This window comes from Neorhizobium sp. LjRoot104 (assembly GCF_964253725.1).
In the GTDB taxonomy this organism is placed as follows: Bacteria; Pseudomonadota; Alphaproteobacteria; order Rhizobiales; family Rhizobiaceae; genus Neorhizobium.
This window is the reverse complement of record NZ_CAXURS020000001.1, coordinates 2,026,501-2,046,243: the sequence shown is the minus strand read 5'-3', so window position 1 is coordinate 2,046,243 and position 19,743 is coordinate 2,026,501. Positions and strand designations below refer to the sequence as shown.

Annotated in this window: 17 protein-coding genes; 5 read left to right on the top strand and 12 right to left on the bottom strand. The window is 63.7% G+C overall.

Annotated features, from left to right (window positions below; all coding sequences use genetic code 11):
* Nucleotides 1–101: 101 nt before the first annotated feature.
* On the bottom strand, nt 102–1,490 hold the full coding sequence (locus tag ACSQ8R_RS10275) for an FAD-binding oxidoreductase (RefSeq protein ID WP_436253249.1): 1,389 nt from the start codon (nt 1,488–1,490) through the stop codon (nt 102–104).
* 729 nt (nt 1,491–2,219) lie between these two features.
* Between ACSQ8R_RS10275 and ACSQ8R_RS10270 the strand changes: the two genes are divergently transcribed.
* From ACSQ8R_RS10270 to ACSQ8R_RS10255, 4 genes are all read left to right on the top strand, one after another.
* Nucleotides 2,220–3,239 carry a TRAP transporter substrate-binding protein gene (locus ACSQ8R_RS10270; RefSeq protein WP_436253248.1) on the top strand — a complete coding sequence of 340 codons (1,020 nt, stop codon included), beginning with the start codon at nt 2,220–2,222 and terminating at the stop codon, nt 3,237–3,239.
* A 74-nt stretch (nt 3,240–3,313) separates the two neighbouring features.
* Nucleotides 3,314–3,814, top strand: coding sequence for a TRAP transporter small permease (locus ACSQ8R_RS10265; RefSeq protein ID WP_436253247.1), 501 nt, complete (start codon nt 3,314–3,316; stop codon nt 3,812–3,814).
* The gene (locus ACSQ8R_RS10260; protein ID WP_436253246.1) at nt 3,811–5,106 is read left to right on the top strand and encodes a TRAP transporter large permease; all 1,296 of its coding nucleotides are present in this window, start codon (nt 3,811–3,813) and stop codon (nt 5,104–5,106) included. Before ACSQ8R_RS10265 ends, ACSQ8R_RS10260 begins: the two co-directional genes overlap by 4 nt.
* Nucleotides 5,107–5,111: 5 nt before the next feature.
* Entirely contained in the window at nt 5,112–5,570 is a 459-nt protein-coding gene (locus tag ACSQ8R_RS10255) for a DUF3237 domain-containing protein (protein ID WP_436253245.1), read from the top strand.
* 228 nt (nt 5,571–5,798) lie between these two features.
* Here ACSQ8R_RS10255 and mdlC read toward each other — a convergent pair whose 3' ends face one another.
* Complete coding sequence (mdlC, locus tag ACSQ8R_RS10250; RefSeq protein ID WP_436253244.1) at nt 5,799–8,882, bottom strand: benzoylformate decarboxylase; 3,084 nt, start codon at nt 8,880–8,882, stop codon at nt 5,799–5,801.
* A gap of 135 nt (nt 8,883–9,017) precedes the next feature.
* Here mdlC and ACSQ8R_RS10245 point away from each other — a divergent pair, with 135 nt between their 5' ends.
* Nucleotides 9,018–9,917 carry a LysR family transcriptional regulator gene (locus ACSQ8R_RS10245; RefSeq protein ID WP_436253243.1) on the top strand — a complete coding sequence of 300 codons (900 nt, stop codon included), beginning with the start codon at nt 9,018–9,020 and terminating at the stop codon, nt 9,915–9,917.
* Nucleotides 9,918–9,937: 20 nt separating this feature from the next.
* Here the strand turns inward: ACSQ8R_RS10245 and ACSQ8R_RS10240 are convergent, their stop codons facing one another.
* The 10 genes from ACSQ8R_RS10240 to ACSQ8R_RS10195 form a co-directional block, all read right to left on the bottom strand.
* Nucleotides 9,938–10,123 carry a hypothetical protein gene (locus ACSQ8R_RS10240; protein ID WP_436253242.1) on the bottom strand — a complete coding sequence of 62 codons (186 nt, stop codon included), beginning with the start codon at nt 10,121–10,123 and terminating at the stop codon, nt 9,938–9,940.
* Nucleotides 10,124–10,280: 157 nt separating this feature from the next.
* Nucleotides 10,281–12,110: an allophanate hydrolase gene (gene atzF, locus ACSQ8R_RS10235; RefSeq protein ID WP_436253241.1), complete on the bottom strand. Its 1,830-nt coding sequence runs from the start codon at nt 12,108–12,110 to the stop codon at nt 10,281–10,283.
* On the bottom strand, nt 12,107–12,460 hold the full coding sequence (locus ACSQ8R_RS10230; protein ID WP_436253240.1) for a cupin domain-containing protein: 354 nt from the start codon (nt 12,458–12,460) through the stop codon (nt 12,107–12,109). Before ACSQ8R_RS10230 ends, atzF begins: the two co-directional genes overlap by 4 nt.
* Nucleotides 12,453–13,136 (bottom strand): cysteine hydrolase family protein, encoded by a 684-nt coding sequence (locus tag ACSQ8R_RS10225; RefSeq protein ID WP_436255436.1) that lies wholly within the window; start codon nt 13,134–13,136, stop codon nt 12,453–12,455. The genes ACSQ8R_RS10230 and ACSQ8R_RS10225 overlap by 8 nt, the downstream gene beginning before the upstream one ends.
* 11 nt (nt 13,137–13,147) lie before the next feature.
* Complete coding sequence (locus tag ACSQ8R_RS10220; protein WP_436253239.1) at nt 13,148–14,698, bottom strand: ABC transporter ATP-binding protein; 1,551 nt, start codon at nt 14,696–14,698, stop codon at nt 13,148–13,150.
* On the bottom strand, nt 14,695–15,396 hold the full coding sequence (biuH, locus tag ACSQ8R_RS10215) for a biuret amidohydrolase (RefSeq protein ID WP_436255435.1): 702 nt from the start codon (nt 15,394–15,396) through the stop codon (nt 14,695–14,697). The genes ACSQ8R_RS10220 and biuH overlap by 4 nt, the downstream gene beginning before the upstream one ends.
* A gap of 11 nt (nt 15,397–15,407) precedes the next feature.
* Entirely contained in the window at nt 15,408–16,424 is a 1,017-nt protein-coding gene (locus tag ACSQ8R_RS10210; protein ID WP_436253238.1) for a formamidase, read from the bottom strand.
* A 12-nt stretch (nt 16,425–16,436) separates the two neighbouring features.
* Nucleotides 16,437–17,363, bottom strand: coding sequence for an ABC transporter permease (locus tag ACSQ8R_RS10205; protein ID WP_436253237.1), 927 nt, complete (start codon nt 17,361–17,363; stop codon nt 16,437–16,439).
* Between the two features lie 3 nt (nt 17,364–17,366).
* The gene (locus ACSQ8R_RS10200) at nt 17,367–18,494 is read right to left on the bottom strand and encodes an ABC transporter permease (RefSeq protein ID WP_436253236.1); all 1,128 of its coding nucleotides are present in this window, start codon (nt 18,492–18,494) and stop codon (nt 17,367–17,369) included.
* Between the two features lie 40 nt (nt 18,495–18,534).
* The gene (locus ACSQ8R_RS10195) at nt 18,535–19,662 is read right to left on the bottom strand and encodes a BMP family ABC transporter substrate-binding protein (protein WP_436253235.1); all 1,128 of its coding nucleotides are present in this window, start codon (nt 19,660–19,662) and stop codon (nt 18,535–18,537) included.
* Nucleotides 19,663–19,743: the final 81 nt, after the last annotated feature.

The following is a 19,743-nucleotide window of genomic DNA, read 5'->3' as shown; positions in this document are numbered from 1 at the left end:
TCAGGGTGCGGTGTTCTTTGCTGCTTCTACTAGCCCTTCGCTTTGGCTCGGGACGTTCCTCGCTACAATCGGTTCACCGGATCGATCGGTCAGGCTTCGTCTCACCCCGCATCCCCCATCTTGCCCGGGTTCATGATCCCCTTGGGATCGAGCGCCTTCTTGATCTTCTTCATCACATCCACCGCCTTGCCGTGTTCCTTGCGCATGAATTTCAGCTTCGCGATGCCGATGCCGTGTTCGCCGCTCGCCGTGCCGCCCACTTTCAGCGCCCTTTCGACGACCCGGTCGGCCATCTCGTCGGCTTGCCTCAGGTGCTCCGGATTGTTCGGATCGATCAGGTAGGCGGTGTGGAAATTGCCGTCGCCGACATGGCCGATGATCTGGCCCTTCAGCGACGAGGCCTCGATATCGGCGCGGGCCGCGACGATGCTTTCCGCGAGCCGTGAGATCGGCACGCAGATGTCGCCGGTATAGAGTTCGTAGCCGGGAATGATCGCCTTGGTCGCCCAGTAGAGGTCGTGGCGGGCCTGCCAGAGTTTGGCGCGCTCGTCGGCATCCGCGGTCCAGCGGAATGAGATCGCGTTGTGGCCGCGGGTGATCTCCTCGGCGAGCTCGGCCTGTTCCTTCACCCAGGCTTCCGTCCCATGAAACTCGAAGAACAGCGTCGGGGCGACGGGCATGTCGAGCTTCGAATAGTTGTTGACGCCGGCGATCGCCACCTCGTCCAGGAATTCGACGCGGGCGACCGGGATGCCGTATTGCACAGCCTCGATCACCGCCTCCACGGCATTGGCGACGGTCGGGAACGGGCAGAAGGCGACCGACACCGCTTCCGGAATGGGGTGCAGGCGCACCGTCAGTTCGGTGATGACGCCGAGCGTGCCTTCCGAACCGACGAAGAGATGCGTCAGGTCGTAACCGGAAGAGGATTTTCGGGCTCGCGAACCGGTCCGGATGGCCTCGCCGTCCGGTGTCACCACGCGGAGAGCCAGCACGTTTTCGCGCATCGTGCCGTAACGGACTGCAGTCGTGCCGCTGCCGCGCGTCGATGCCATGCCGCCTATCGAGGCATCCGCTCCTGGATCGACTGAGAACATCAGGCCGGTTTCGCGTAGTTCGACATTCAACTGCTTGCGGGTGACGCCGGGCTGCACGACGGCCAGCAGGTCTTCCGGCCGGATCTCGACAATCCTGTTCATTTCGCGCGTATCGAGCGAGACGCCGCCGCGGACCGGGATCGTATGGCCTTCCATCGAGGACCCCGCGCCGAAGGGCACGACCGGAACGCCATGCGCAGCACAAGCCGAGACGATCGCCTGGACTTCCGCCTCGTCGCGCGGAAAGGCCACAGCGTCGGGCAGGTGAGGGGCAAGCCGCGAGGTGTCGTGGCTGTGATGTTCCCGCACGGAAGCGGAGGTCACGAGCCTTTCGCCGAGAATGTCCTTCAGTTTCGCAATCGCCTTGCCGACCGGCGTGACGAGATCATCCATTTTTCTTCCTCCCTGATGCCGCAATGATGAATTGAATAACCGTGGCCGAGGCTCGATCCGGCATTCGGATCCAAAGCAACCAGGGCCGGAAATCATGGTGCGTTCCGGCGTTTCCGCGGAACGGTTTTGGATGCCGATATCGTATCCCAACCGATTGGCCGGCGGATTCGTCCGGCCCGACATCCCTCCCCAGATCAGGGCCTCCCAGCCCCCGCTTCGTTGCCGCATTCATCCCTCCTTGTATGCATGGGATGAGTACCGCGACATTCTAGACGGTTTAAACCGCGGTTGAAGAGCCTATCGTAAAAATCTCAGGCCCCCTGACTTTTTGTATCCTAAAACGAAATGGAAGCTTGTCGTTTCGGCCTGGATGTGTTGAAATTCGGATGTTCGGGTAGGCGATGTCGAGAGGACGGCGTCGCCTTGGGAGACCGGGCATGGGAGGAAATCGATGTATACACAACTGGTCGGAACAGTTGCTTCTGCCGTAGACATGGCAGGTTCGGTTTCGGGTTCCGCGACGGCGTGCGACCGCGTCTTCCCTGATCCCCTGGCGCACCTTATGCCGGCCGTTTTTCCGCGTCCGGCGGTTGCGCTTCCTCGAAGAGTTTCCAACGACTTTGTCGATCCGCCCGGGATTTAATTCTCCGGGTGGATTGACCGCGATATTTGCTGGCCGCAACGGGGAGGGAGCCCCGCCGGTCTCTGATCTCAAAGGGAGGAGAACACATGAAACTGAAGGCATTGCTCGCTTCGGCCTGCCTCGCGGCGCTGACTGCACCCGCTCACGCCGCCGATGTGGAACTGACGTTGTCGCATTGGGTCCCCGCCACCCATGCGCTGCAGCCGGGCGGGATGGAGCCCTGGGCGAAATCGATCAAGGAAGCGTCCGGCGGGCGCATCAATATCACCATTTACCCGGCCTCTCAGCTCGGTGCCGCGCCTGACCACTACGACATGGCGCGCGACGGCATCGTCGATATCGGCTTCATCAATCCGGGTTATCAGCCGGGGCGCTTCCCGATCATCGCGGCGGGCGAAATTCCCTTCCTGATCGCCAATGCCAAGGGCGGATCGCGGGCGCTCGACGAATGGTATGGGCAGTACGCCCAGAAGGAAATGAAGGACGTCTACGTGTGCATGGTGCATGTGCATGACCCCGGCACGCTGCATGGCGTCAAGGGACCGATCCAGGTTCCTGCCGACCTGAAGGGCAAGAACATCCGCCCGGCGCACGCGACCATGGCCCGCATGGTGAGCTCGCTCGGCGCCGCATCGGTGCAGGTGCCGGCGGGCGAAATGCGCGAACTGATCTCCAAGGGAGGCGCCGACATGACCGCCTCGCCGTGGAACTCGATCTATACGTTCGGCCTGCAGGACGTCACCAAACATCATCTCGACCTGCCGTTCTACGCCACGACCTTCGCCTTCGTGATGAACAAGGCGAAGATCGACGGGCTTTCCGCCGCCGACCGCAAGGTGATCGACGATCACTGCACGCCCGAATGGGCCGAGAAGATGGCCAGCAAATGGGCGGACGCGGAAGCGGCCGGGCGCCAGAAGATGATCGATGCCGGCGGCCACACCCTCTACAAGCCGACCCCGGACGAGGTGGTTCTCTGGAAAAAGGCGACCGGTTCGCTGCAGGGTGAATGGGAGGCCGCGGCCACCAAGGCCGGCATTGACGCGAAAGCGGCCTGGGCGAGCCTGCAGGAGACGCTCAAGAAATACGGCGCAGACGTGAAGTAGCTCACGCGGGACCGTTCGCAGGCGGGTGCTGTCGCGGCGCCCGCCGTTTTCAATCCGTCCATCGAGTGCTGTCCATGAACCGCTATCTGGAACGCTTCTGCGACATGGTCGATCTTGTGGCAGGCATCCTGCTGGGGCTGTGTACCATCCTGATCGTCGCTTCCACCGTCGGCCGCTATGTCTTCGCGTGGCCGATACCCGATTCCTTCGATGTTTCGCGCTATCTGATCGGCGCCTGCATCATGTGGGGCCTGGCGTCGCTCGGCTATCGCGGCGGGCATATCGCAGTCGATCTGCTCTACGAGCCGATGGGGCCGCGGGGGCGCCGCGTCCTCAATTTCATCGCCTGGGCGCTGCTCCTCGCCTTCACGGCCATGCTTGCCTACATGATGTTCTTCCGCCTCGCCAGCGCCTATCGGAGCAATGAGGCGACGTTCGATCTGCGCATCCCCGTCTGGCCCTTGATGGGATTGATCTGGCTGGGCTGCGCTTCGGCCGTCGTCACCACCGCGATCTCGCCCTTCGTTCGGCGCGAACCTGAAGACATCGATCCGCTCGAGGGCGTTGGCGTATGAATACCGCTGATCTTGTGGCTATCGGCGGCTTTGTCGCCATGTTCGTGCTCATGGGCCTGCGCGTACCGCTCGGCGTTTCGATGGGGCTGGTCGGCATATTCGGCTTTGCAGCCATGCGCGGCATGTCGCCGGCGCTCAACCTTTTGACGACATCGCCGATCCGGGTGATTACCGATTTCAACCTGACGCTGGTGCCGTTCTTCATCCTGATGGGAGCCTTTGCCACCAATTCCGGCATGTCGCGGGAATTGTTCAGGACGGGCAATGCCTGGCTCGGACAGTTCCGGGGAGGGCTGGCCCTGTCCACGATCGGCGCTTGCGCAGGGTTCGCGGCGATCTGCGGCAGTTCGATTGCGACCGCCGCGACCATGACCCGCATCGCGCTGCCCGAAATGCGCAAGGCGAAATATGCCGATGCCACCTCGACCGGCGTTATCGCCGCGGGCGGCACTCTCGGCATTCTGATCCCGCCTTCGGTGATCATGGTCGTCTACGCCTTCCTGACGGAAACGGATGTCGCGCAACTGCTGATGGCCGGCATCATCCCGGGCATCATGGCGACCTTGATGTACATGGCGACCGTGCTGATCGCCCATGGCAAGCGCCTGCCGCCCGGAAAGCCGTTCGAGCTGAGGGAAGCTCTCGCATCGCTTCGTGATGTCTGGGCGGTCATGCTTCTTTTCATTTCCGTCATCGGGGTCATCTATCTCGGTATCGCAACCGCAACGGAAGCGGCGGCGGTCGGCGCCTTGATGACCATGGTCATCGGTGTGCTGCGTGGCCGGCTAAACTACCGCTCCATCATGGCGAGCCTCGTGGAGTCGCTCCGGACGTCGGTTTCGCTGTTCAGCGTGCTGATCGGCGCCATACTGTTCGGCTATTTCCTGGCGATCACCCAGTCGCCGCAGAAGCTGACGGCGCTGCTGGTCGGGATGGACCTGGGGCCATACGGAACATTGGCGCTGATCCTGGTCATTTTCCTGATCGCGGGGGCCTTGATGGACGAGATGGCGATGATCATCCTGCTCGTGCCGATCGTGTTCCCGGTCATCAGCCATCTCGGCTTCGACCCCGTCTGGTTCGGCATCATCATCGTCGTCGCCTGCCAGCTCGGCATGATCATGCCGCCCGTCGGCATCAATGTCTTCGTGATCAATTCGATTGCGAAGGACGTGAAGATCACCACGATCTATGGCGGCGTCATGCCGTTCATCCTGAGCGATATCGTCCGGCTTTTCCTGCTGGTGGCGTTCCCGGTGATCTCGCTCTGGCTACCGCAAACGATGAGGTAACGCAGATGATGGCACCGAGCCTCAGGCAGCTTTGCGAAATCCGCGCCGAACTCGGCGCGCCGATCGAGAAGGGAGGCGGCCCGGGCGGCCGCTGGCGGATTATCCCGATCATCGGTGGCGTGGTCGAGGGGGAACGCCTTTCCGGGCGCGTCCTCAATCTCGGCGCCGATTGGCAGAGCGTCTATGACGCCGGTTATGCGGAGCTCGATACGCGCTACGTGATCGAGACCCATGACGGGGCGATGATCGACATCCGCAATTTCGGTTTCCGGCATGGACCGCCGGAGGTGCTGGCGAGGCTGGCGGCCGGCGACACCGTCGATCCGGCGCTCTATTACATGCGCACCACGCCGCGCCTGCAGACGGGCGATCCGCGCTACGCATGGCTGAACCACACCATGTTCATCGGCACCGGCGAGCGCCTGGCAAATGCGGTCAGGATAGGTGTTTTCGAAGTGCTCTGATCCACCGGCCAAGTCGGCTCCGGACCTTCTGAGATATCAGAAGGTAGGCCACTTTGCCGTCATCCTCGGGCTCGACCCGAGGATCCAGCATCCGCAGTGCCAGGGGCGTGGATCCTCGGGTCGAGCCCGAGGATGACGACGAGTGGGGAGCCAGCCCTGACCGCAAATGGAAAGGCCGCCGGATCATCAACCCGGCGGCCTTTGTTCTCGATGAAACCCAGCCGGCCTTCAGGCCATATGGATCGTCTTGACCTCGAAATAGTTCTCGAGCCCTTCCGGGCCGCCTTCGCGGCCGATGCCGGACTGCTTGAAGCCGCCGAACGGATGATGGATGTCGACGATCATGCCGTTGACGGTCACGCTGCCGGTGCGCATGCGGCGGGCAAACGCATAACCGCGCTCCGGATCGGACGTGAACACCGCGCCGGACAGGCCATACGTGGTGTCGTTGGCGATCTTCGCCGCCTCGTCATCGTCCTTGTAGGTGATGATAGACACGACCGGTCCGAAAATTTCCTCCTGGGCGATCTTCATGTCCATCGTCACGTCGGTGAAGACTGTCGGCTCGATGAAGTAGCCCTTGTCGAGACCGGCCGGACGGCCGCCGCCGCAGGCAACCGTCGCTCCGCCTTCGCGGCCGGCGGCGATATAGCCTTCGACGCGCGCAAGCTGTCGCGCCATGGTGAGCGGGCCCATCTGGGTGGTCGGATCCGCCGGATCGCCGACCTTGATGTTCTTCACCGCGCCGACATAGAGGTCGATGAATTCCTGCTTGCGGGATTCCGGCACAAGGATGCGGGTCAGCGAGAAGCAGACCTGACCGGTGATCGGCATGGAATAAACCATCAGGGACGGCAGGGCCTTGGCGAAGTCGGCGTCGTCGAGAAGAACGGCTGCGGATTTGCCGCCGAGTTCGAGGCTGACGCGGGCGAGGCGGTCGGCGCAGGCGGCGGCGATCGTCTTGCCGGCGATGGTCGAGCCGGTGAACGACACCTTGTCGATGCCCGTGTGGCGGACGAGGTAGTCACCGCCTTCACGGCCGGCAGGAACGAGGTTGAAGACGCCCTTCGGAATGCCGGCCTGTTCGATGCATTCGGCCAGGAGGTAGGCGTCCAGCGGGGTCTCCGGCGACGGTTTGGCGACAACCGTGCAGCCGGCGGCAAGCGCTGCCGAGATCTTGTAGTTGAGGAGCACCATCGGCGCGTTCCACGGCGTGATCGCGGCGCAGACGCCGACCGGCTCACGCACGACACGCACTTCGCCGCCGTCGGCGCGCTTGCGCTGATCGACGAACTCGTCGTTCTCGATCAGGCCTGCATAGTAGTTGTAGAGGCCGGGGTTCTGGCCGACGAGCTTCTTGGTGAGGAAGATCGGCGCACCGACCTGGGTGGTCCAGGCATTGGCGATCTCGTCGAGGCGGGCGGTCAGGAGATCGGCGACCTTGCGCAGGTAACCGGCGCGTTCCTTGAAGGTCATGCGCGGCCACGGGCCGTTGTCGAAGGCATCGCGGGCAGCCGCCACGGCCTTGTCGATATCGGCGTTGCTGGCTTCGGGATAGCTCATCAGCACTTCTTCGGTCACCGGCGAGATGACGTCGAGCTTGTTGGTGCCGAGCGGGGCGACCCACTGACCGCCGATGAAGAACTTTTCCGGGGTCCTCAGTATCTGTTCGTTTCTGACAGCGACATTCATTTCAGTCTCCTCCTCCGATAGGATGATTTCCAAAAGCCGCGGCCCCTTCATCTTCAGAAGGTCCCGCAGGCAAGACGATAGTTCCTCGCCCTTTTCGCAGCGGACGGCCTTGCAGCCCTGCGCCTCTGCGATCTTGACGAAATCCAGGTGACCGATATCGACGCCGTCGATGCGGCCGGAGCCGGCCCGTTCGGCAATCGCCTTCAGCACCTTGTAGCCGCCGTTGTTGAGGATGACGATCATCAGATCGGCATCGTATTCGACGGCGGACCAGATCGACTGGATGGAATAGAGGCTGGACCCGTCGCCGATGACGGCGATGACCGGCTGTTCCGGCCTGGTCAGGGCGGCGCCGACCGAGCCGGGCAGGGCATAACCGAGGCCGCCGCTGGCGGTGGCGAAAAAGCCGCCGGGCCGTTCGATCGGGAAGAAGTCGTGCAGCGCATCACGCCCGCCCGGGGCTTCCTCGAAGACGATGCTCTCGGGCGAACGCACGTCGGCGAGCGTCTGATAGAAAAACTCCTGGGTGATACCCTTCGGCTGTTTCAGGCGCGGAATGGTGCGGGCCGGGCCGTCGGCGCGTTGCGTGCGGCAGTGCAGGCGGTAGACGAGGCTTTCGGTCGCAGAACGCAGGTTGGAGACCATCGCGTTGCCGACGATGGCGCTCGCCGCCTGGGCCGGATCGTCGGTGATCAGCCAGAGCTCCGCGCCCTCCGGAATATCCGGGCCGGAGCCGGCGAAATGATAGGTGAAGGCCGGCGCGCCGAGAACCAGAACGAGGTCGGCACCGGCAAGGCAGCTGGCGAGCTTCGGCTGGAAGGCGGGCAGGAAGCCGGCAAACAGCGGATGGCGCTCCGGAAAGCTGCAGCGCGACGAAAGCGGGCTCACCCAGACCTTCGCCTGCAGGATTTCCGCCAGCCGCACCGTGGCGTCCCAGGCATTGTCGAGATCGACGCCGGGGCCGACGACGAGCACCGGCTCGCGGGCGTCGTTCAGCCGGCGGGCGAGATCGTCGATTGCCGAGGCCGGCGCGCTGATCACCGTTTCCACGTCGCGGATGGCGATCGGGGCCGCCTCAGCCTGCCAGTCGCCCAAGGGGACCGACACCATGACCGGGCCGCGGGGCGCCTGCATCGCCATGTGGTAGGCGCGGGCAATCGCTGCCGGCACGTCTTCGGCGCGGGCCGGTTCGCAGGCCCACTTTATGTAAGGCTTCGGAAAGTCGGTCGGGCTTTCGGCAAACAGGAACGGATCATGCGGCAGCAGCTCGCGGCTCTGCTGGCCGGTGGTGATGATCAGAGGCGCGCGGTTACGGTAGGCCGTATAGATATTGCCAAGCGCATGGCCGAGACCGGCGGCCGAATGCAGGTTGACGAAGGCCGGCTTGCGGGTCGTCTGGGCATAGGCGTCGGCCATGGCGACGACGATCGATTCCTGCAGGCCGAGCACGTAGGAAAAGTCTTCCGGCACGTTGACGAACATCGGCAGTTCGGTCGAGCCCGGATTGCCGAAAATTCGGTCTATGCCCTTCTGCCTCAGAAAGTCGAAAACCGCCTCGCTTACGGTTTGTCCACGCAGCTTCGTGCTGCCGGACAGGAAATCCAGCGACATTCTGTTCATTGTTAGAGGCCTCCTCCCGGCCTTCAGGGCTCCCACCCCGAGCGCATATCCTGTCCGGGGAGTGTTGCAGATAGCACCTCCTCTTGGAATTGAAGAATTTCCAATAATCCATTACACCAAGGCATGACTTTGGATGTGCGCTCTGCTCAGATCGTTCTGGAATGCGCGCGGCGCGGCAGCCTTGGCGCGGCGGCGACGGCCTTGAACATGACGCAGCCGGCCATCACCCGCATGCTGAAGCGGCTTGAGGACAGCTACGGTGTTCCTCTCTTCGAACGAACCACGCGCGGCGTGGTGCCGACCGTGTTCGGCGATGCGCTGCTTCCCTATGCCAAGCTGGTGGTTTCCGAGATCGGCAATGCGACGGACGTCATCCAGCAGATGCGGGGCGCCAGCCGCGGCGTGGTCAGGATCGGCGGAGTGGCGAGCGTCGTCGGTGGCTTCATCATCGCCGTGATCGGCGAAATGCGCAAACAGCACCCGGAAGTGCAGTACCAAGTCATCGAGGATCTCGAGGACCGGGTGCTGGAAGGGCTGAAGGGCGGCACGATCGACATCGCAATCTCTCCCGAACCCTATCTCGACGACGACATCATCATGGCGACGCCTGATATCATGCATGACATGGTGTCGGTCTTTGCGAGGTCCGATCACCCGATCATCAGCCGAGAGCATGTAACGCTTGCCGAAGCGGCGGGGTTCGACTGGGCCATGCCTCCACCCGGAACGCCGACCGTCAGGGAGTGGCAGCGGCGGTTCCATGACAATGCGCTGGAGCCGAACGCGCCATCGATCATCTCCCGCTCGGTGCCGGTTCTGAAAGCCGCTGTTCTCTCGGAAGCGCTGTTCTGCTGGATGCCGCTGCCCCTGGTGCGCGAGGAGGTCGAACGGGGCGATATGGCGCGCGTCAACGTGCCCGAACTCGACTGGCAGCGTACGTTCCGTGTCTACCGCCGCAAGAAGGGCCTGATGACGCCGCCGACAGTCAATCTGCTGCGATGCATTCGCCAGATCAGCGAGACATGGTCAATGTAGGCGGCAGGGGCGATCAAGCCCTATTTCTGCTTGGCGCCTGCGCTCTTGCCGTCCGAACTTTTCGACCTTTCCTCGAAACGGTCGGCGCCCTTGGCGAGATCAGAACCCTTCTGGGCCTCGACCTTCTTCTCTTCCTTGCGGGTGCTCTGTTTCAGACCGCGGGCGGATTCCCGGCCCTTTTCGGTCGGAGCCTGTTCGATACCCATGATTTCTCCTCCAGCGCCCGATTGGCGCTGTGGTCGAACGGACGGCAGCAGAAGGCGTTCCCGCCATCCGCATCTTTTTGCAGATATCCGTGGGCAAGCTCGGTCAGCCGCCCGAGGTCGTCCGGAGAAATGGGCTGTTCGACGATGCGGGGCGAGGTCAGGCCGTTTGGCCGAGCCGTGGCAGCGACGCGAACTCCTTGAGATAGGCGCGCCAGCCGCCATAGGCGGTGATGTCGAGCGCGCCCTGAAGCGCGAACGGCTCGGCGAGGAAGCCCTTCGCCGATGTGCCGTCCGAGAGCGTGACGGTGCCGATGCCAAGTGGCGGCGGGATTGCCGCTACGAACAGGCCGAAGGCCGCCGGTGTCAGTTTCCAGATCTCAACCTCGATCTCGCCGCCTTCGCCTTCCGCCACGCGGACCATGCCGGGTTTCGGCGGTACGGTGCCGGCAAGCGCATAGAGCTTGTAGGCGGCCGACGTGCGGGCCGCGCGGGAGAAGGTACCGTTCAGATCGGTGAGCTGATGGTTGAGCGGCATGCCGGAAAGGTGTGCGCCGACCACGATCACGTCGATCAGGTCGTCGCCGGCGGAGGCAACGGGCGGTTCGGATGATGCCGGAAGCGGCCAGCCGGTGGCGCCGAGGGTGAGGCCGCTTGCCGCGTGCAGATCCCGGGCAAGCGATGCCGTGAGGCCGTCGCGGCCGAACGGGGCGAGCAGCGTCACGCTTGCCGGCAAGCCGTCGGCGCGGGTGCCGGTCGGCACGGCGATGCCGCACATGTCGAGCAGGTTGACGAAGTTCGTATAGGTGCCGAGGCGCGAGTTCTCCCGGATCGGCTCCGCCGCCAGGTCGGCGCGGGTATAGTGGGTCGGCGCGGTCGGCACGCAGAAGAGGTCTACCGAGGCAATCAGCGGCGCGAGCGTCTTCTTGAGCGTCTGCAGCGCATAAAGGCCGTTGAAGGCATCGGCTGCGGAGAGCAATTTGGCGCTGCCGTAGATCTTGCGCGTCACCGGGTGAAAACTATCCTCCTTCGCATCGAAAAACGCCTTCACTGCCGCATAACGCTCGGCCACCCAGGCACCTTCGTAGAGAAGGTTGGCGACCTTGTAGAAATCGCCGAAGGGCACTTCGACGATCCGGTGCCCCAATCTCGCGAGCATCGACACGGCATCGCCATAGGCGGCTTCCATCACCGTGTCGCCGAAGAATCGCAGGTCGGCCTTGGCCGGCACGCCGATCGTCAGCACCGCCGGCGCCGTGCCGAAACCGGTCGCCGGAACGACCTTCGAATAGGCGTCCGTCTCGTCGTATTTCGCAGCGGTGGAGAAGACTTTCCAAGCGTCATCGGCAGTGAGTGCGAAGATCGAGACGCAGTCGAGCGTGCGGCAGGCGGGGATGACCCCGGTGGTCGACAGCGCACCGACGCTCGGCTTCAACCCGACGATGTTGTTGAGGCCGGCCGGAATGCGCCCTGAGCCTGCGGTATCGGTGCCGAGCGCGAAGCTGACGATGCCCTGGGCCGTGGCGACCGCCGAGCCGGAGGAGGAACCGCCGGGCACGAGTTTCGGGTCGATGGCGTTTCTCGGGATCGGATAGGGCGAGCGGACGCCGACGAGCCCGGTCGCGAACTGGTCGAGATTGGTCTTGCCGATGACGAGCGCGCCGGCTGCCTTGAGCAGGCCAACCACGGTCGCGTCCCTCTCGGGCACATAGGCATAGTCCGGGCAGGCCGCCGTGGTCGGCAAACCGGCGACGTCGATATTGTCCTTGACGGCAAAGGGGATGCCGAACAGCGGTTTTGCCGGATCGAATGCGCCGAGTTTTGCCGCCTCCGCCAGCACCGCCTGTTTCTCCGCCAGATGGATGAATATGCCGGGATCGTTTACCTCGGCAATGCGTGCGAAAACCGCTTCGACGATCCGCACGACACTGCCGCCGCCTTGATAGAATGCGTGAAGCGAAGCGATATCGAAGGCTGGTGTCGCGATCATGCCATTTCCTCTTCCAGTATTTTCACCGGCCGGTCCCACTGGATCAGCACGACGCAGCCGGTATCGCTCCAGACGGAGTGTTCGGTCCCGGGTGCATTGACGATGTAGCTGCCGCGGCCGTAATCGCCAGCCTCGTCGGATTGCACGCCGTCGAGCACCAGGATGGTTTCAAGGCCCTCGTGGCGATGACGGGGAACGCCCGCGCCGGCCTCGTATTTCAGGAGCGCCACGCCGGGCTGGTCGCCCTCGAAGGGGCGAATCCAGTGGATCGTAACCTCGTCGCGGAAAGGCTCGAATTCCAGGTCTTTCCAGCCGCCTAGCGTCAGAAGTTCGCGAGTTGATTCAGGCATTGGTTATCCCCTTTGGCGCGAGCCCCTCCAGAATGTCGTCCACATGCGCGGTCCAGCCGACGATGGCGCCCTGGGCGCGGATCATGGCGATGGCGGCCGCCTTGAACTCGGGAAAATAGCTCTCCGTCGCTTCTTCGGCGAGCAGGCATTCGTAACCCCGGTCGTTCGCCTCGCGCATGGTCGTCTGGACACAGACCTCGGTCGTCACACCGGCGAAGACGAGCTGGCTGATACCCTTCGTCTTCAGCACGTCGCCGAGTTCAGTGGCGTAGAAGGCGCCCTTGCCGGGCTTTTCGATCACCACCTCGCCGTCGATCGGCGCGAGTTCGGAAATGATCGCCGTGCCCGGTTCTCCGGAAATCAGCACGCGGCCCATGGGGCCGACATCGCCGATCCGGAGTGTCGGGTTGCCGCGATCGCGCTTGGCGGGCGGCAGGTCGGAAAGGTCCGGCCTGTGGCATTCCATCGTGTGGATGACGGGCAGGCCGGCATCGCGAAATCCCTGGATCAGGCGTTTGACATCCGGCACGATCTTGGTGATCCGGCCGACGTCATTGCCGAGGCTCGCTCCGAAACCGCCGGGTTCGGCGAAATCGCGCTGCATGTCGATGACGATCAACGCCAGGGCCTCGGGTTTCGCCGGGAAGGCGAAGGGTTCTGCCGTGATCTCGACTATCCCCTCGGCCATCAGTGATGCCCCGCCATGTGGGCGCCGATCACGCCGATATCGGCTGCGCGGATCGGGGTTTCATAGACCAGCTTGCCCTCCGAGATCACCATGATGCGGTCCGACATTTCCAGCAACTCGTCGAGGTCTTCCGAGAGCAGCAGCACGGCAGTCCCTGAATTGCGGGCCCGCATGATGCGGGCGCGGATTTCCGCGACGGCGGAAAAATCGAGGCCGAAACAGGGGTTGGAGACGATCAGCAGATCGACATCGCCGGTGAGTTCGCGGGCGAGCACCGCGCGCTGCACGTTGCCGCCGGAAAGCGCGGCAATCGGCGAGGAGGAGGAGGCGGTCTTGACTTTGAAATCCGAGATCAGCGACGAGGCGCGTTTCTTCATCTCGCCCTTGTTCAGCCAGATCGCATCCTTGCCGTCGCCCTTCAGGTCGAAGGTGCGGAAGGCGAGATTTTCGCTGACCGTCATTTTTGGCGCGCAGGCGTTCTGCAGCGGTTCTTCCGGGATGAATCGGACATTGTTTTTGCGCGTCTCGGGCCGGGTCGCGCCATAGGTTTCGCCGTTGACGGTCACCGTGCCCCGGTCGGTCGGGCGCTGGCCGGCGAGGATTTCGGTCAGTTCCTTCTGGCCGTTGCCGGAAATGCCGGCAATGCCGACGATCTCGCCGGAACGGACCGTCAGGCTGTCGATCTCGATCGTCTTCAGGCCGGAGCGGTCCGGCGCCTTGACCTGTTCGACCTTCAGCACCGATTTCGCCGTCTCCGCCACGGGCAGGCGGCTGTCGAGTTCCGCGAGCTTGACGTCGCCGATCATCATCGCCGCCATCTCGGCGGTCGAAAGTTCGCCGACCTTGCCGGTTCCGACCAGCTTGCCGCGGCGCAGGATCGATACCGCATCGGCAAATTTCGTTACCTCGTGGAACTTGTGGCTGATCATCAGCACGGTCAGTTCGCCGCGCTCCGTCATGCCGCGCACGATGCCGAGCATCTCGTCGGCTTCGGCCGGCGTCAGCACCGAGGTCGGTTCGTCGAGGACCAGGAAGGAACGGCCGAGATAAAGCTGCTTGACGATTTCCAGCTTCTGCTTCTCGCCGGCCGCGAGCTCGCTGACCGGCCGTTCGAGCGGGATCTGGAAGGGCATGCGCTCCATGAAGGCGGCGAGATCCTTGCGTTCCTTCGCCCAGTTGATCACCGACGGCACGGAGGTGCGGCTGATCACCAGGTTTTCGGCGCCGGTCAGCGAGGGAACCAGCGTAAAGTGCTGGTAGACCATGCCGAGCCCGTAGGTGGCGGCATCCTTGGGCGAAGCGACCGAGACCTCTCGGCCATCGACCGAAAGCGAGCCCGAGGTCGCGTGGTAAAAGCCCATGATGCATTTGACCAGCGTCGACTTGCCGGCGCCGTTTTCGCCGAGCAATGCATGGAACGAGCCGGCCGGCACCGAGATCGAGACGTTGTCGAGCGCGGTGAACGAACCGAAGCGCATGGTCATGCCGAGCGTCTCGATGCCGACGGCCTTGCCGGCTTGGGGGAGCGGAGTGTCGCGGACGATGCTCATGGCAGCTGGCTCACCAGGTTCGAGGAGTTGGAGACGGAACCGAAGACGCCGCCCTGCATCTTGACCATCTTGATGGCGGCGAGATGGTTGCCATAGTCGGTGGCGCCGCAGCAGTCTTCGAGCATCAGGCATTCGAAGCCGCGGTCGTTGGCCTCGCGCATCGTCGTCGAGACGCAGACATCGGTGGTGATGCCGGCCAGGATGAGGTTCTCGATCCGTTTCTGGTTGAGGATCAGCTCGAGATCGGTGGCGCAGAACGAGCCCTTGCCGGGCTTGTCGATGATGACCTCGCCTTCGATCGGATAAAGTTCCTCGATGATGTCCCAGCCGGGCTCGCCCCTCGTCAGGATGCGGCCGCAGGGGCCGGGATCGCCGATGCCGGCGCCGATGCGCTGCGAGCGCCAGCGCTTGTTGGCGGGCAGGTCGGCGAGGTCGGGGCGGTGGCCCTCGCGGGTGTGGATGATGTGATAGCCCTTTTCGCGCATGGCGGTCAGCACGCGCTTGATCGGCTCGATCGGCGCCTGCACCAGCGACAGGTCGTAACCCATATGATCGACGTACCCGCCCTTGCCGCAGAAATCGGTCTGCATGTCGATGATGATCAGGGCGGTGTTTTCGGGTCTGAGATCGCCGTTATAGGGCCAGGCATAGGGATCGGCGTCGATATAATGCCCTTTGGTTTCAACCATCGCGTCCATCATTGTCTCTCCTATTCGCCAGCCAGCTTGAAAGTCTCGCCATAAGACCGCACGGGTTTGTCAAAGCCGCAGGAGGTGCCGTCGGTGACCTTCACCGCGTCCTCCCAGGGCAGCCTGTATTTCCCGGCAATCAGGTCGTGCATGTAGGTATAGGGCGCATCACCCGCGCCGCCGGATACCGCGACGTAGCCGCGATGGCCGAACTGGTAGATGTTGTTCTCGACGCCCCAGCCGAGCCGCGCCTCGCGCACCAGATCGGGGCGCACTTCGGCGGTGATGATCTCGTTGACGCGGCCGGACGTGCCGTGGGCGATGATCGTGCCGTCGAAATTGCAGACCATGCCTTCGCCCATGGAATCGAACGTGCCGTCGGTGCCGCACATGCAGACACTCGCCGTCACCATCAGGTTGCAGAAGGCGTTCGACTGGTTGGTGAATTTCCAGCTTTCGCGGATCGGCGCGGTGTAACCGGCGGTGCGGATCATGATCTCGGCGCCCTTGTAGGCGCATTCGCGGGCCATTTCCGGGAACATGCCGTCATGGCAGATGATCAGCGCCAGCTTGGCGCCCTTCGGCCCGTCGATGACCGGGATGCCGAAATCGCCCGGCTCCCAGGGTTCGACCGGTACCCAGGGGTGCATCTTGCGGTAATAGAGTTTCAGGTCGCCGCTATCGTCGATGACGATGCCGGAATTGTAGGGCATGCCGCCGGGATTGAGCTCCATGATCGAGAAGCAGCCCCAGATGGCGTTGTCCCGGCAGGCCTTGCGGAAGGCCGCGACTTCCGGGCCGTCCAGCGTGCACATGATCTCCGGATTGATATCCATCGAAAGCCCGTGCAGGGCGTATTCGGGAAAGACCACGAGATCCATGCCCGGCTGGTTGCGCCGGGCCTTGGCGACGAGATCGACGATGACCTGTGTCTGCCGGGCGAGGTCCGCCCGGGTGACGGTCACTGGAAGCTGGAGCTGGACGAGGCCGATACCGACGCCGTGCTCCGATTTGTTGAGGCCGCCCAATCCGTTCATGACTGGTCTCCCTTACTTGGTCAGCGACAGCGCGCCCGGTGCGCCGGCAAGCGCGCGGGTGGGCGAGGAGGTGGCAATCAGGATGATCAGGGTGAGCACGTAAGGTGCCGCGTAGAACAGGTAATAGCCTTGCGTGACGCCGACCGATTGCAGGGCGGGGCCGAGCGCGCCGGCGCCGCCGAAGAGGAGGGCGGCGAGAAAACAGCCGATCGGGTTCCAGCGGGCGAAGATGACCAGCGCCACCGCCATCAGGCCCTGGCCTGACGAGATGCCTTCGTTCCAGGAGCCCGGATAATAGAGCGACAGGTAGGCGCCGCCGATCGCGGCGAGCGAGCCGCCGACGGCGGTTGCAAGAAGGCGGACGCGGTCCGGGCTGATGCCCATGGCACGGGCGGCATCGGTGCTGTCGCCGACGACGCGCAGGATCAATCCCATGCGGGTGTTCCTGAACGCCCACCACAGGAAGAGGGCAAGTGCCGCGCCGATGAAGAACAGCACGTTGATGTTGAGCGCCGCCTGAACCTGGGGTGTTGCCGACCAGCCGCCGAGCGGGATGGAGGGCAGTTTCGGCGCGACCGGCTGGATGAAGGACTTGCCGAGGAAGAAGGCGAGCCCCAGGCCGAACTGCATCATGGCGATGCCGATGGCGATGTCGTTGACCTTCGGCCATTTGCAGATCCAGCCGTGGATGGTGCCGAACATGGCGCCGGTCGCCATCGCCGCCAGCACGCCCAGTGTCGGCGAGCCGGTCATCACCGCGACCGCGTAAGCCGTCATGGCGCCGAAGACCAGCGTGCCTTCAAGCCCGAGATTGATGCGGCCCGAACGTTCGGTGATCGTCTCGCCGAGCGAGACGAAGATGAAGGGGGTCGAGACGCGGATGGCGCCCGCGAAGATCGCCAGCGGCACGCCCCAGAGGCCGATACCTGTGTCTTCCATCGGTCAGCTCCTTTTCCAGAGGTCGGGATTGAAGATCTTGAAGCGGCCGTAAAAGGTCTCGCAGAACAGGATGACGATGAAGAGCGTGCCCTGCAGCACCAGAACGGTGGCGTCGGGAAGCCCCATCCGCCGCTGGATGAGGCCGCCCGAGGCGGAGATGCCGCCGAGCAGGATGGCGACCGGGATGATCGCCAGCGGATTGTGCCGCGCCAGGAAGGCGACGAGGATGCCGGTGTAACCGTAGCCGGCGGCGAGCGAGGCATTGGCGCTGCCCTGCACCGCGGCGACCTCGATCATGCCGGCGAGGCCGGCAAAACCGCCGGCAATCGCGGTGAAGCCGACGATCAGCCTGCCGACCGGCAATCCCTGTATCTGCGCGGCGCGGACATTGCCGCCGGCGATGCGGGCCGCAAAACCGAAGCTGGTGATCTCGATCAGCACCCAGGAGAGGATGCAGGCAACGACGCCGATGACGAGGCCCCAATGCACGTCCATGCCGGGGATCTGGCCGAGCATGTAATCCTTCGGCAGGGGTTTGGTGGACGGCTTGTTGAGGCTTGCCGGATCGCGCAGCAGCCCTTCGACGAACTGGTTCATCAGGGCAATCGCGATATAGGCCAGAAGCAGTGAGGAGATCGTTTCGTTGACGCCGCGGTAGTGGCGCAGGAGACCGGCAAAGCCGATCCAGATGCCGCCGACGATCATCGCGGCGATCGCCATGAATATGAACAGCACGATCGGCGGGACGATGCCGACGAAGGGCATGGCGCTTGCCGCCGCCGCGACGCCGCCGAGCACGACCGCGCCCTCGGCACCGATGATGACGAGGCCGAGCCTTGCCGGCAGCGCCACGCAGAGCGCCGTCAGCAAGAGCGGCGCGGCGCGGGAAAGGCTGTTCTGGATCGAGAACCAGCTTCCGAAACCGCCCGTGTACATGAGCTGGAAAAGGGTGATCGGCGACTTGCCGACCGCCAGGATGAAGAGGGAAAAAAGCGCCAGGCCGATTAGGATCGCCACGAGCCCGATCGCGACGGGCTCCGCCCGTCGCGCCAGCCATTCGAGGAGGAGGCGGAAGGACGCACTGCCCCCCGCCGTGATGGATAGTCCCGGATCGTTCGCTTCGACCGTCATGGCGCTTCTCCCTTGAGGTAGGGTTTGGGAACGTTGGGCCTTAGGAGGTCGAGCCGACCACGCCTTCGACCAGATAGCCCATGCTTTCAAGCTCGATCGCATCCTCCGCGAAGGCGGTGCCGGCGGTGACGACGACGTTGCCCTTGTTGTCCTTGATCGGGCCCTTGAAGACCGAGAACTTGCCGGACATGATCTCGGCAAGCGTCGCCTCGAACTTCTTGCGGCCCTCGGCGGAAACGGCCGGTCCGAGCGGGCTCATCTTGACGAAGCCGTCCTTCAGGCCGCCGCGGACGAAATTGCCGAGCTTGCCGCCGCTTTGGGCCGCCTTGATGAAGTTGGTGTAGACATTGCCCCAGGCCCATTCGGCGCCGGTCAGGTACTTGTCCTTGGCGAGCGCGCTCTGGTTGGCATGGTAACCGCAGACGAAGGCGCCGCGGCCGGCAGCCGTCTCGACCACGACCTTCGGGCTGTCCACATGGCAGGTGATGACGTCGGCGCCCTGGTCGACCAGCGCGTTGGTGGCTTCGGCCTCCTTGACGGCGAGCGACCACTCGCCGGTGAAGATCACCTGGCAGGTAATCGACGGATCGACCGAGCGGGCGCCGAGCAGGAAGGAATTGATGTTCTGGACCACCTGCGGGATGGGCTTGGCGGCGACGAAGCCGATCTTCTTGCTCTTTGTCGCGTAAGCCGCGGCGATGCCGTTCAGATACTGGCCCTGGCCGATATAGCCGAAATAGGAGCCGGTATTCATCGGGTTCTTGCCCTCCTGCCAGAGGCCGCCGCAATGGCGGAACTGGATCTTCGGGTATTTCGCGGCCATCGCCAGCATATGGGGGTCGAAATATCCGAAGGATGTCGGGAACAGCAGCGTGGCGCCATCGAGGTTGATCATCGATTCCATCGTCTTCTGGACGTCGACGGTTTCCGGGACGTTTTCCTCCTCGACCAGCGTGATGCCCGGCATCTTCTTGATGACGGCGGCACCCTCGGCATGCGCCTGGTTGTAGCCATAGTCGTCCTTGGGGCCGACATAGATGAAGCCGACGGTGAGGGCGGTCTGGGCAGCGGCCGGCGAGCCGATCAGGCCTGGGGCGACGCCAGCAGCCAAGCCGGCAGCGGAAGCCTGGAGAAAATTGCGGCGGTTCATGGAAAGGAGTTTGGTCATCGGAATGCTCCTTGCGGCGCTGGGCCGGTTTCGAACGGGTACGGTAAAGTGAATGCAATGCGCGTGCCAGAAATTAACGCG

Excerpts from the sequence above, each read along its gene's own strand:
- ACSQ8R_RS10275 (WP_436253249.1), bottom strand. The coding sequence starts at position 1,490 with ATGGATGATCTCGTCACGCCGGTCGGCAAGGCGATTGCGAAACTGAAG.
- ACSQ8R_RS10270 (WP_436253248.1), top strand. The coding sequence starts at position 2,220 with ATGAAACTGAAGGCATTGCTCGCTTCGGCCTGCCTCGCGGCGCTGACT.
- ACSQ8R_RS10265 (WP_436253247.1), top strand. The coding sequence starts at position 3,314 with ATGAACCGCTATCTGGAACGCTTCTGCGACATGGTCGATCTTGTGGCA.
- ACSQ8R_RS10260 (WP_436253246.1), top strand. The coding sequence starts at position 3,811 with ATGAATACCGCTGATCTTGTGGCTATCGGCGGCTTTGTCGCCATGTTC.
- ACSQ8R_RS10255 (WP_436253245.1), top strand. The coding sequence starts at position 5,112 with ATGATGGCACCGAGCCTCAGGCAGCTTTGCGAAATCCGCGCCGAACTC.
- mdlC (WP_436253244.1), bottom strand. The coding sequence starts at position 8,882 with ATGAACAGAATGTCGCTGGATTTCCTGTCCGGCAGCACGAAGCTGCGT.
- ACSQ8R_RS10240 (WP_436253242.1), bottom strand. The coding sequence starts at position 10,123 with ATGGGTATCGAACAGGCTCCGACCGAAAAGGGCCGGGAATCCGCCCGC.
- atzF (WP_436253241.1), bottom strand. The coding sequence starts at position 12,110 with ATGATCGCGACACCAGCCTTCGATATCGCTTCGCTTCACGCATTCTAT.
- ACSQ8R_RS10230 (WP_436253240.1), bottom strand. The coding sequence starts at position 12,460 with ATGCCTGAATCAACTCGCGAACTTCTGACGCTAGGCGGCTGGAAAGAC.
- ACSQ8R_RS10220 (WP_436253239.1), bottom strand. The coding sequence starts at position 14,698 with ATGAGCATCGTCCGCGACACTCCGCTCCCCCAAGCCGGCAAGGCCGTC.
- biuH (WP_436255435.1), bottom strand. The coding sequence starts at position 15,396 with ATGGACGCGATGGTTGAAACCAAAGGGCATTATATCGACGCCGATCCC.
- ACSQ8R_RS10210 (WP_436253238.1), bottom strand. The coding sequence starts at position 16,424 with ATGAACGGATTGGGCGGCCTCAACAAATCGGAGCACGGCGTCGGTATC.
- ACSQ8R_RS10205 (WP_436253237.1), bottom strand. The coding sequence starts at position 17,363 with ATGGAAGACACAGGTATCGGCCTCTGGGGCGTGCCGCTGGCGATCTTC.
- ACSQ8R_RS10200 (WP_436253236.1), bottom strand. The coding sequence starts at position 18,494 with ATGACGGTCGAAGCGAACGATCCGGGACTATCCATCACGGCGGGGGGC.
- ACSQ8R_RS10195 (WP_436253235.1), bottom strand. The coding sequence starts at position 19,662 with ATGACCAAACTCCTTTCCATGAACCGCCGCAATTTTCTCCAGGCTTCC.